General features: G+C 61.6%; 9 protein-coding genes. 3 read left to right on the plus strand and 6 right to left on the minus strand.

Translation table 11 applies throughout. The features are described from left to right. From AAC126_RS09650 to AAC126_RS09675, 6 genes are all read right to left on the minus strand, one after another. A partial coding sequence (locus AAC126_RS09650) for a radical SAM protein (protein WP_339852693.1) occupies nucleotides 1–970 on the minus strand: 970 nt, incomplete at its 3' end. A 32-nt stretch (nucleotides 971–1,002) separates the two neighbouring features. Further along, entirely contained in the window at nucleotides 1,003–1,743 is a 741-nt protein-coding gene (locus AAC126_RS09655) for a hypothetical protein (protein ID WP_339852695.1), read from the minus strand. 7 nt (nucleotides 1,744–1,750) lie between these two features. Beyond that, nucleotides 1,751–2,071 carry a hypothetical protein gene (locus tag AAC126_RS09660; protein WP_339852697.1) on the minus strand — a complete coding sequence of 107 codons (321 nt, stop codon included), beginning with the start codon at nucleotides 2,069–2,071 and terminating at the stop codon, nucleotides 1,751–1,753. 16 nt (nucleotides 2,072–2,087) lie between these two features. Then, a complete protein-coding gene (locus tag AAC126_RS09665; RefSeq protein WP_339852699.1) occupies nucleotides 2,088–3,233 on the minus strand; it encodes a DegT/DnrJ/EryC1/StrS family aminotransferase in 1,146 nt (381 codons plus the stop codon). A gap of 43 nt (nucleotides 3,234–3,276) precedes the next feature. After that, nucleotides 3,277–4,812 carry a PfkB family carbohydrate kinase gene (locus AAC126_RS09670; RefSeq protein ID WP_339852701.1) on the minus strand — a complete coding sequence of 512 codons (1,536 nt, stop codon included), beginning with the start codon at nucleotides 4,810–4,812 and terminating at the stop codon, nucleotides 3,277–3,279. A 130-nt stretch (nucleotides 4,813–4,942) separates the two neighbouring features. Next, a complete protein-coding gene (locus AAC126_RS09675; RefSeq protein ID WP_339852703.1) occupies nucleotides 4,943–6,421 on the minus strand; it encodes a glycosyltransferase family 39 protein in 1,479 nt (492 codons plus the stop codon). 202 nt (nucleotides 6,422–6,623) lie between these two features. Between AAC126_RS09675 and AAC126_RS09680 the strand changes: the two genes are divergently transcribed. From AAC126_RS09680 to meaB, 3 genes are read left to right on the plus strand one after another with little or no spacing between them, the layout of a single operon-like run. Next, complete coding sequence (locus AAC126_RS09680) at nucleotides 6,624–8,549, plus strand: methylmalonyl-CoA mutase subunit beta (protein ID WP_339852706.1); 1,926 nt, start codon at nucleotides 6,624–6,626, stop codon at nucleotides 8,547–8,549. Then, nucleotides 8,546–10,702, plus strand: coding sequence for a methylmalonyl-CoA mutase (gene scpA, locus AAC126_RS09685; RefSeq protein ID WP_339852708.1), 2,157 nt, complete (start codon nucleotides 8,546–8,548; stop codon nucleotides 10,700–10,702). The genes AAC126_RS09680 and scpA overlap by 4 nt, the downstream gene beginning before the upstream one ends. 26 nt (nucleotides 10,703–10,728) lie before the next feature. Continuing rightward, on the plus strand, nucleotides 10,729–11,763 hold the full coding sequence (meaB, locus tag AAC126_RS09690; protein ID WP_339852711.1) for a methylmalonyl Co-A mutase-associated GTPase MeaB: 1,035 nt from the start codon (nucleotides 10,729–10,731) through the stop codon (nucleotides 11,761–11,763). The last annotated feature ends 4 nt before the right edge of the window (nucleotides 11,764–11,767 follow it).

An 11,767-nucleotide genomic window follows, 5' to 3' on the forward strand; every position in this document is an offset into this window, starting at 1 on the left:
AGTTCATCACTTCCCAGTAGCGGTCGCTGTAGAAGATGTCGCGGAACCGTTCCTCAGTGATATTGCCGATGTGGAACTTCTTGTAGCGCTCGTTGAACAGCATGCCGCAGGGCGCGACCAGGCCGGAGCCGGACATCTGCAGCATGAAGGGCGCGCCGTAGCAGCGCTGATAGCTGCGCGTTCCCTCGGTATCGATTTTCGACCACTTGACCGTCACCTGGTAGGTGTCGTCGGACAGCGCCTCGGCCGCGTGCAGGGTCTCATACAGGTCGGCATAGCCGCTATAGTCGACGCCGAGGGAGCCGTCTTCGTCGTCGCTGCAATGCTTGATCACCAGATAGTCCGGCCGCAGCTCCTTGCCGAGTTGGGCCAGAGGCATGATCTGGTCGTGATATTCCGGCATCAGCACCATCTGCATGCCGATGGTCACACCGAGATTCTGCTCCCGCTTGATTTCGCCCATGGCCTTGATGTTTTCCGCGACCCGGTCGAACCAATGCTCCTTCACACCCATGATCTCGGCATAGCGCTTGCGCTCGCCGGCCGAGATATTAACGCGGAGATAGGTCAGGGACGGCAGCACTTCCTCCAGCTTACGCCGGTTCAGCACGAAGCCGTTTGTGCCGACGGCCATCGAGAGGCCGAGTTCGTGTCCGTATTTGCAGGCATCGACGAAGACAGGTGAGATCGTGCTCTCGCCGTCGGAAACCAGGCTGATGCCTTTGACACCGATCTCGGCACAATCCTCGAGGAATTCGAAGATGGCCTTCTTGTCGATCACCTTGCGCTCGTTCTCCTGCAACATGGCATAGCAGAAATGGCAGGCGAAATTGCAGGCGCGGGTCAGCGACATGTCGATGGTGATCGGCGCGATCCGCTCACCGCGCTCCCAGGCGTCGATACGGTCCTGATGCCAGGCGATCTTGGTGCCGTCCAGGATCAGTTCAACGTGATCTGTCATTCCGGTCATGGCTTCGTTCCTTGGACTGTTGGTCCCGGTTTCTAGAGGCGCCGGATACGGTTCGCGTCCTTCACCACCTCGGTGAAGAGTTCAATGCGTTCGCCGGTCTGCTCGCGCAGCCAGCGTTCCATCTTCATGAGCAGGACAGGTTTGTCCCAGACGGCTATCTCGTCGGTGAAAACGAGGAACAGACGATCATATTGGTCGATTTCCACCAATTCGAAGGCGCTGTCCGAAATTCCGTTATCGGCCTTGAAGCGTGCGATATGCGGCAGGAGCAGATCGCGCTTGCCTGCCTTGTCGAGTTTCTTCCAGGCATCGCTGTATGGCCGGTCGAAGAAATTCGTGTCCGCGTGGCGGCCAAACCGGGCCTCGGCCTCGCGCCGGACGGCGGCAACGAGACGCAGTGGAATGGCGAAGCAGGCTCCCGCATTGCGCGGCGTCACGATTCCGGCAACCGGTGCAGGGGCATCCGGATCGCGCAGCGCCTGAAGGGCGAATACCAGCCCATGCTCCACGACCTCGCGCACAGGGGCACCAAGCGCGTGAGCGCAAAGCAGATCCAGGACAGCGCTTTCAGGCGCTTCCGGCGGTGCACTGAAATGCGCTTGAGCAACGGTCTCCGAGGCATTTTCAAGCGTCAGCGTCAGGCTCATGCCATCCGCTTCCACAATGATGCTCGGTGCGTCCGATGCCGGCGCAGTTCCCGCATGGGCGAGGTGACCGAGCCGATCCGCGATCGGTCGGGCGAACGCCTCGGGAATGTCCGCGCGGCTGCTCACCGGCGCCTCACGCTGTAATGCTGCTGATATGGACAAGGCAATAATCCTCGTGGTCCTCGATCGAGACGTCGGAGATCGGGGTGAGCGCGTTCTTCAGGTCGTCAGTCCGGCCAGCCGGCAGGGTGTCGCGATTGACCCGGACGGTGAAACTCTGGACGCCGAATGCGCCGGCTGCTTCGGCCATGTTCAGGATGCTTGAGACCGTGTCCTCGTCCGGGACCCACATCTCCAGAAAATCCAGATCCACACCGTGGCTGCGCAACTGGTTCAGCAAGCGGTTCTCATAGGATTCGACAAGCTGTTCGTAGTTGATGGCTTGCTCGCTCATCTGTCTCTCTCCGGCATCACGCGGCCGCTGCAAGGAAGGCGTTGACCGCGTCCGCCACCCGGCGAATTTCGTCTTCGGTCAGGTTCTGATGGATCGGCAGGGTGATGATCCGTTCCGACTGCAATTCAGTGACCGGGAAATCTCCTGCCTTGTGACCCAGATAGGCCGCGGCCGGTTGCAGATGGATCGGCACCGGATAGTGGATTGCCGTTCCGATCCCGAGACTGGAAAGGTGCGCCTGCAAGGCATCCCGGTGGTCAACCTGAATGACGAAGGTGTGGAAACTGTTGAACTCGATGTCACGGCAGGGCGGTGAGAAAGCCAATGCGGGATTGAGTAGGGCCCGATAGAGCGCGGCATTGTTCCGCCGCCGCTCGATCAAATCGTCCATTTTGCCGAGCCGGTAATGCAGGATCGCCGCCTGGATCTGGTCCATGCGTGAGACCGACCCGAACCGCGCGACCGTGTTGCGGTCGACCAGCCCGTGATTGCGGTAGAGCCGGGCATATTCCGCAATATCGTCACGGTCGGTGGTCAGGAACCCGGCATCGCCACAGGCATTCAGGTTCTTCAGCGGGTGGGCGGAGAAGCACCCGGCGTCGCCAAGAGCGCCGCTTGGTTTGCCGTCATAGAGCGAGCCGATGGACTGCGCCGCATCTTCGATAACCGCAAGCCCGTGCCGCTCGGCAATGTCCCGGATCGGCCCCATATCGGCGACCCGTCCGGTCAGATGCACCGGCATGATCGCCTTGGTTTTAGACGTGATTTTTTTCTCGATTTCCGCCGGATCGATATTCTGATCGGGCAGCACATCGGCGAAGACCGGCGTGGCCCCGACATGGGCTATCACTGCCGTCGACGCAACGAATGAGTTGGGCGGCGTGATCACTTCATCGCCCGCACCGATACCGAGCGCGGCGAGAGAGAGGATGAGCGCATCCGTTCCGGAATTCAGAGCAACGGCGTGTTTCGTGCCGCAACGCTCTGCCAGAGCAGCTTCCAGCTTGTCGTTCCATGGCCCGCCGACATACATGCCACTGGCAAGAATTTCCTCGATGATCGGCATCAGATCGTCCCGTTCCTGGGCGAACTGGGTGCCTATATCGACATAGGGGATCGGAGATTGTGTCACGATCGTATCCGGCATCTTCTTCCTGTCCATGCCAACGTCACCTGCGGGTAAAATCAGTTCCGCAGGCGCGCTGTTACTTCAAAAGCGCGGTCAATGCCTTGACCACACTGATCTTGTCGACCGAGTCACGATGCCCGACGATGCCAACCTTGATGGCCCCGGCGATATTCCCGATCAGTCCGATATTAGCAATATCCGTTCCAACCTTGGCCAGCGGTGATGTAATGGAGAAAAAAGCATCGCCCGCACCCATCGTATCGACCACCCGACGGGTGAAGGCGGGAATCTGTGTTACAGGCCCTCCGGCGTCGTAGGCGACGCAGCCATGACGGCCATGGGTCAGGATCATGCGGCGGCAATCAATCTGCTTCGGCAGGATCTCCTGGGCGATTTTCCCGAGATCGCTGAACCGGTCACCGACCGCGAGCCGGGCTTCGGGCGAGTCGATACAGAGGTAATCCGCCCGCGGATATTTCGTGATCAGATTGTAGCCGCGGTTGGCACTGTTGGTCTGGGCGTTGACGGCCAGAAATGGCGCCTTCTCGCAAATCAGATCGACGGTTGGGCCGGAGATCAGCCCGTGTCCGAAATCGGCAGCCATGACCAGATCGTACCCCGGGGCGAGTTCGGCGATCTTGGCGTTCAGGTCGGCCATCTGCTCCGGAGGCAGCGGTGAATCCTCTATGAACTGAACCTCGAAGAGTTTCCGCACATAGCTGTTGTCGACGAACCGGACTTTCCGCGTGGTCGGGGCATTCGGCCGGTAGACGGGAATGATATTCACATTCTCGCGCGACTGCTTCTTGATGAAGTTTTCGCGCGGGTCGTCCTCGCCAAGACAGGTGATGATATCGACCTGTTTGCAGAAACTGGCGACATGATTTGCGGCCGCGATGGCACCGCCTGCGAAAATCTCGATGTCCTGATAGCGGGTGGACATGATGTTTTCCTTGGACGGCTGACCCGAGGGCGAGACGTACTGGTATTCGTCCAGGATCGTATCGCCGATAAGCAGGATCTTCATGTCCTTGATGCTGTCGACCATATCGAGCAATTGCTGCAGGCCGACACGGCTCCGGACCTGATCCAGATAGTTCCGGACTTCGGGTTCGAAGACATCGACATGCCTGTTGATCAACTCGCTGGAGCTGAAGGTGATGTCGCTTGTGAAGACGATCCGGCCGCCGTGGCTTTCAACGGCGTTGCGCTCATCGACAATCTTGCCGGTGACATCCTGCTCCGCATCGACATAGTCGGAGCCCTTGATATAGGCATCAGGCTTGATCGCGTGGATCACCTGCTCCGCCGATGCCTCGTGATTGACCCCGACCCAGCTGACATATTCGAGGGCCGCGAGCATCTCGGCCCGGAGCTGATCGGTGAAGACGGGACGGCCCGGTCCCTTGTGCACATGCTCGTCGGCAGTCACGGTCACGATCAGCACATCGCCTTCCCGGCGCGCCTGCTCCAGATGCCGGACATGCCCCATATGCAGCAGATCGAAGGTGCCGTGGGCATGAGCGATCTTTTTACCTGAAGATCGAATTTTTTCCGCTATCTCAGAGAGTTCCGAGATGGGTTTGATCTTATCTCTCGCTGATGCCTGCATCCGCTTGATTCAACTGTTTAAAGACGCGTAAAGCGTATCACAGTTCCATCGCGTGCCGGGAAAAACAAATTAAGCATTAAACGCGCACACTCTTTCGCGCGGGCCTTGGTGGGAGAGACTTGCTTCGGGCCTACGAGGCGGGGTGCTTTAGGGCGCCACTCAGCAGGAACAGATTGAGGCGGCGAACCTGATCCTGGCCGATTGGCACCTCCACGGGATCGAGCCGCTGGACCCCTCCGAACCGCTCCAGGATCGGGAACGGATTATCCCATTTTGCTACCAGCAACACCGTATCACCGGGCTTGGGAAGATAACGTTCCGTCAGTTCGTAATGATGGTCCGGGTGACCGTCATAATCCCACATCTTCGGCTGGCGCTTCAGGTCGCGCAGGGCGTAGAGCAGGGAGGCCATGGTCTTGCGGTCTTCGGTCAGCCAGACGGCGTCGGGATGGGCAGCGAGGACAGGGCGGAGCTGGTCGGCCACCTGGTCCCAGGCGCGGAGCCGGCGCAGCGGATCGTTTTTCAACGGAACATCAACGCCCGGCAGATCGAGGAAGAAGAAGCCGAGCACGGCGGCAGCGGTGAGGTTGATACCGATACCGGCAACGACCAGTTTCAGGCGGTCGCGCTGGAGCAGCCAGCACACAACGAGTATCGTTGCGGCGACATAGGCCGTGGCCGCCCAGTTTGCATTCGCCCGGCTGAGGAAGGCCTGGCCGGTGATGATCAGCAGCACCGGCAGGGAAAAGCACAGCAACAGTTTTTCGATTTGTGCCGCCGGATCCCGGCGCAGCACGGCAAGCCGCCAGATCAGGGCGGCGAAGAGCACCGGGCCGAAGACACCGGCCTGGCTGCCGATGAATTCCAGCATCTTGCCGACATGGAACAGGTCGCCCTTCAGGTTGGTGTTGTCCTTCACATGGGTGAAAGTCACCCAGCCGGACTCGAAATTCCAGAACAGGTTTGGAGCGAACACGGCAAGCATGACGACCAGCGCGATCAGCGGCTTCCGGCTAACCAGCCATGACCGGTATGCGGGGGTGATCAGGGTGAACAGCACCAGACCGAGGATAAAATAGGCCATGGCGTATTTCGCGAGGAACCCGGCGCCGAGAGCGAGACCAAGCAGCAGCGGCCATCCGGGCGCATCGCTTTTCAGGCTGCGGACGAAAGCCAGCATGGCCACTGCCCAGAGGAAGAGAAGCGGCACGTCGGTGGAAATCAGCAGGCTGGAGAGGGAGACCGCCGGAAGTGTCGCGAAACTCAGTCCGGACCAGAACCCGGCTTTCCTGCTTTCGGTCAGGGTCTCGGCAATGCCGTATATGACGAGCGCCGTTCCCGCATGCAGCAAGGGCGAGGGCGCGCGGATACAGGCGGTGCCATCGCCGCAGAGCGATTGCGCGCCGGCGATGATGAAGGCGATCAGGGGAGGCTTTGTGTAGTAGCCCCACTCCAGATCGCGGCTCCAGGACCAGTATTGTGCCTCGTCGCCATGCAGGCCGAGCCCGCTGCCTGCAAGCACCGCCAGCCGCAAGGCCGTTAATACGGCAACGGCGAGGAGGAGCCACAGGAAGTAAGGGCGGCTGTCATCTTTGGTCACGGTTGGCATGCGTCGATGCTTTCCTTACGTGCCGGGCTTGCGCACCGGAGATGCCCCGCCTTAGCCGAGGCGCGCCTCCGAAACAATCGGGAATCGGTGCGGTGCGGTAAATTGACCTCGATCAGGACCGGCCGAACCCGCAGCCGGAGTTTCTTGCCGAAGTCTTCGCAACCCAGTAGGACAAATGCGATAGCGTGACAAAGAGGCGACCATGGCGATGAAGACCCTGGATGAAAAAACCTTGATGACGCTCGTGGAGGAATTTCCCGAAACGTCTCGCGAAGCCTGGATGAGTGCCGTCGGCACGGTCCTGAAGGGCGCGTCCTTTGACAAGGTTTTGACCCGTCAGACCTATGAAGGCCTGACGCTGCAGCCGATCTATACCGGCGAGGATGTGCCGTCCGGCAGAATGGCGCCTGTTCCGGCCGGCGACCGGACCGAGACCGGTTGGGACGTGCGGCAGATGCAGGCGCATGGTGATCCGGCGGAAGTTGCCAAGACGACAAAGCAGGATCTGGAGCGCGGCGCGACCTCGGTTCTGCTCCGGGTCGACCGGCCTGGCGTGGATGGTATTGTCATCGCCTCGGCTGACGATCTGGACAGGGCGCTTGCCGGCATTCACCTGAATATGGCGCCGATTGCGCTCGACGCTGGCGCTTATGCGCCGGCTGTCTCCGCCATGCTCGAAGAGCTTTGGACCCGCCGCGGCTGCGATGCGGGCGAGGTCTCCGGCAGTTTCCGGATCGATCCGCTCGGCACGCTGGCCCGGGAAGGCTGGCTGCCGAAGAAAGCGGAAGAGGCTCTCGCGGAAATGGCGGATATAGCCAAGCGAACCGCCGCTCGTTACAGAAAGGTGCGATCCGTCGCGGTTGATACCGCGCCTTATTACGAGGCGGGTGCCAACGAAGTTCAGGATCTGGCCTTCGCGATGGCAACGGGCATTGCCTATCTGCGTGCGCTGACCGCTGCGGGGCTCGGTGTTGCGGAAGCGGCGAAGCAGGTGGAATTCACCTTTGCGCTCGGTGTCGATGTCTTTCAGGGCATCGCCAAATTGCGTGCGGCGCGGCGGCTTTGGGCGCGGGTGCTGGAAGCGTCCGGCGCCGATCCCGTGGAAGCACCGATGAGCCTGCATGTGGTGACGGCGGAGCGGGCGATTGCCGGGCGGGATGTCTGGATCAACATGCTGCGTGCCACTGTCTCGACCTTCGCTGCCGGTGTCGGCGGCGCGGACAGCCTGACGGTGCTGCCCTACGATCATGCGGTTGGTCTGCCGGATGGATTTGCCCGCCGCATTGCCCGCAACACCCAGATCATTCTGATGGAAGAGTCCGGCCTGCACCGGGTAACCGATCCGGCGGGCGGGTCCTGGTATGTGGAGCATCTGAGCGGCGAATATGCTGTCCGGGCCTGGGATATCCTGCAATCCATTGAGGCCGATGGCGGCATGGCGGCTGCGCTCTCCTCGGGGAGGGTCGCGTCCATGGTTGCCGATGGCTGGGCCGAGCGGGAACGGAACCTCGCCCGTCGCAAGGACGAGGTCACCGGCGTCAGCACCTTCCCGAACTTGAACGAGGAAACGGCAACAGGACTTGCCTGTGACCGGGACGCGCTGCGCGCGGCTCTTGAGCAAGGTGCTCTGCCGGATCATGCCAAGGCTGGTGTGGAGATGGCGCCGCTTGCCCGGCACAAACTCGGCGAAGGGTTCGAAGCATTGCGGGCTGCGAGCGATGCGGCGCTTGAGAAATCAGGTGCCCGGCCTCGGATCTTCCAGGTCAATCTCGGCACGCCGGCGGATTACACGGCGCGGGGAACCTTCGCGCAGAACTATTTCGCGGCGGGCGGTATCGAAAGCGTTCCGGCGGAAACTGGCGGCAATGATGTCGGAGCTGCATTCGAAAAGAGCGGCTGCCGTTTTGCGGTTCTCTGCTCCTCTGATAAAATCTATGGCGACGCTGCGGTGGAAACTGCGGCGGCTCTGAAAAAATCCGGCGCGGAACGCATTCTTCTGGCGGGCCGCCCTGGCGAGAATGAAGAAGCCTGGCGGGCTGCGGGGATCGACGGTTTCATCTATGTCGGAGACCAGACCCTCGCGACGCTTCGTGAGTTGGCAGCTGGATTGGGAGTGATCGAACAATGAGCGCGATACCCGATTTCTCAACAGTCTCACTTGGCGATCCTGCGGGCGGTAGCTCTGCTGCGGACGGTGCCGTCTGGGAGACCCCGGAACGGATCGAGGTCAAGCCGCTCTACACGGCAGAGGACATCGAAGGCCTCGATTTCCTGAAGACCTGGCCGGGCCTGCCGCCGTTCCTGCGCGGCCCCTATCCGACCATGTATGTGAACAAGCCCTGGACGGTCCGGCAATATGCCGGTTTCTCCACGGCGGAGCAGTCAAACGCCTTCTACCGGCGCAATCTCGCGGCGGGTCAAAAAGGGCTCTCGGTAGCTTTCGATCTGGCCACGCACCGGGGCTATGACAGCGATCATCCGCGCGTCGTCGGCGATGTCGGCATGGCCGGGGTCGCAATCGACAGCATTCTCGATATGCGCCAGCTGTTCGACGGCATCCCGCTCGACCAGATGAGTGTGTCGATGACCATGAACGGCGCCGTGCTGCCGGTCATGGCGCTCTATATCCTCGCAGCGGAAGAACAGGGCGTTTCGCCGGAGAAGCTCAGCGGCACCATTCAGAACGACATTCTGAAGGAGTTCATGGTCCGCAATACCTACATCTATCCGCCATCACCCTCGATGCGGATTATCTCCGATATCTTCGGCTATACCTCGACGAAGATGCCGCGTTTCAATTCGATCAGCATCTCCGGCTATCACATGCAGGAAGCTGGTGCGACGGCGGACCTGGAGCTGGCCTATACGCTGGCGGACGGGGTGCAATATGCCCGCGCGGGCATGGAAGCAGGGCTCGGTATCGATTCATTCGCGCCGCGTCTGTCCTTCTTCTGGGCCATCGGCATGAACTTCTTCATGGAAGTCGCCAAGATGCGGGCCGCGCGCCTGCTCTGGGCCCGGCTGATGAAGCAGTTCGACCCGAAGAGCCCGAAAAGCCTCAGCTTGCGGACGCATTGCCAGACTTCGGGCTGGTCGCTGACCGCGCAGGACGTGTTCAACAATTCGGTCCGGACCTGTGTCGAGGCGCTGGCCGCGACGCACGGCCATACCCAGTCCCTGCACACCAATGCACTGGATGAGGCGCTGGCCCTGCCGACGGATTTCTCCGCCCGCATCGCCCGCAACACCCAGCTGCTGATCCAGCAGGAAACCGGCACTTGCAACGTCATCGATCCATGGGGCGGCAGTTATTATGTCGAACGGCTGACACACGACCTGGCGCAGCGGGCCTGGACCCATATCGAGGAAGTCGAGAGCTTCGGCGGTATGGCTAAGGCGATCGAGGCCGGTATCCCGAAAATGCGGATCGAGGAAGCCGCCGCCCGCACCCAGGCGCGGATCGACAGCGGCCGGCAGACCATCGTCGGCGTCAACAAGTACCGCACGGACGAGCTGGATAATGTCGAGGTGCTGCGGGTCGATAACCAGTCGGTGCGCCGCCAGCAGCTCGAGAAGCTGGAGCGCCTGCGGGCCGAGCGCGACGAAAGCGAGACGCGGCGTCAACTGGACCGGCTGACGGAATCAGCCGGCTCCGGCGAAGGCAACCTGCTTGAGATCGCGGTCGACGCGGCCCGGGCCCGGGCGACCGTCGGGGAGATTTCCGATGCGCTGGAGAAAGTCTACGGGCGGCATGTCGCGGAGGTGAAGACCGTGTCAGGTGTATATGCGAGTGAAGTCGGCAAGGGTGCCGAGTCCGTCGAACGGGTGCTGAAGGCGGTCGATGGTTTCGAAACGGTTGAAGGCCGGCGCCCCCGTATCCTGATCGCCAAGATGGGCCAGGACGGCCATGACCGGGGCCAGAAGGTGATCGCCTCGGCTTTCGCCGATCTCGGGTTCGACGTCGATATCGGCCCTCTGTTCCAGACCCCTGAAGAAGCGGCGCGGCAGGCGGTGGAGAACGACGTGCATGTGATCGGCGCCAGCTCGCTTGCCGCCGGTCACCTGACGCTGGTTCCGGCGCTGAAGGCGGAGCTGGAAAAGCTGGGACGCGGGGATATCCTGATCGTGGTCGGTGGTGTGGTGCCGCCGCAGGATTACGACGCGCTCTATGCCGCTGGCGCCAAGGCGATTTTCCCGCCGGGCACGGTGATCAGTGACGCCGCGGTGGATTTGATTGCCAAGATCGGCGAAGTGCTCGGCCACTCAGTCGAGGCGGCGTGAGCCTTCACCCTGTTCGCGTGGAATAGATGACCTCTCAGCAAACCGGCGCTGTGGTAAAGCGGCGCCAGATGAGCGTTGATGATTACGTCTCCGGTGTCCGTGCGGGCGATCGCGCTATCCTGGCGCGTGCCATTACCCTGATCGAAAGCCGCAATCCGGTGCATCGAAGCCAGGCGCAGGAAGTTTTGCAGGCATTATTGCCTTTCTCGGGTGAAGCGCGCCGAGTTGGCATCACCGGCGTGCCGGGTGTGGGCAAAAGCACCTTCATCGAGGCGTTCGGCAAGATGCTCACCGGAGCCGGGCACAAGGTTGCGGTGCTGGCGGTGGATCCGTCGAGCAACCGGACCGGCGGCTCGATCCTTGGCGACAAGACGCGGATGCAGGAACTCGGGCGCGATCCTGATGCCTATATCCGGCCCAGCCCGTCCGCGGGCACGCTCGGCGGCGTAGCGCGGGCAACGCGGGAAACCATGGTGATCTGCGAGGCGGCCGGGTTCGACCATGTGCTGGTGGAGACGGTGGGCGTTGGTCAGTCGGAGACGGTTGTCGCCGAGATGGTGGATTTCTTTCTCGTCCTGATGCTGCCGGGCGCCGGGGATGAGTTGCAGGGTATCAAGAAAGGCGTGCTGGAGATCGCGGACATGATTGCGGTCAACAAGGCGGACGGAGACAACAAGTCCCGTGCCCGCCGGGCCGCCTCCGAATATCGCCGGGCGCTGGAGATCATGAAACCGGCCAGCCCGAACTGGCAGCCGCCGGTGACGACCTGCAGCGCACTTGGCGGGGAAGGGCTCGCCGATATTCTGGCCGAAATCGTCCGGCACCGCGAGACGCTCAGCGCCACTGGGGAGTTTCAGGCAAAACGCCAGAGCCAGCAGGTGCGCTGGATGTGGTCCATGGTCCGGGAACGGCTGATGGCACGCTTTGAGGAAGATGAGGCGGTGCGTGCACTCGTGGCCGGCCTTGAAGCTGATGTCGCGGGCAGTCGCCAAACCGCGAGTGCTGCCGCCGACCGGTTGTTGCAGACTTTCGGCCTGTCGCCGTCTCCTGAAGCCGGATGACGGA

This window comes from uncultured Nisaea sp., assembly GCF_963974195.1.
Lineage (GTDB): Bacteria > Pseudomonadota > Alphaproteobacteria > Thalassobaculales > Thalassobaculaceae > Nisaea.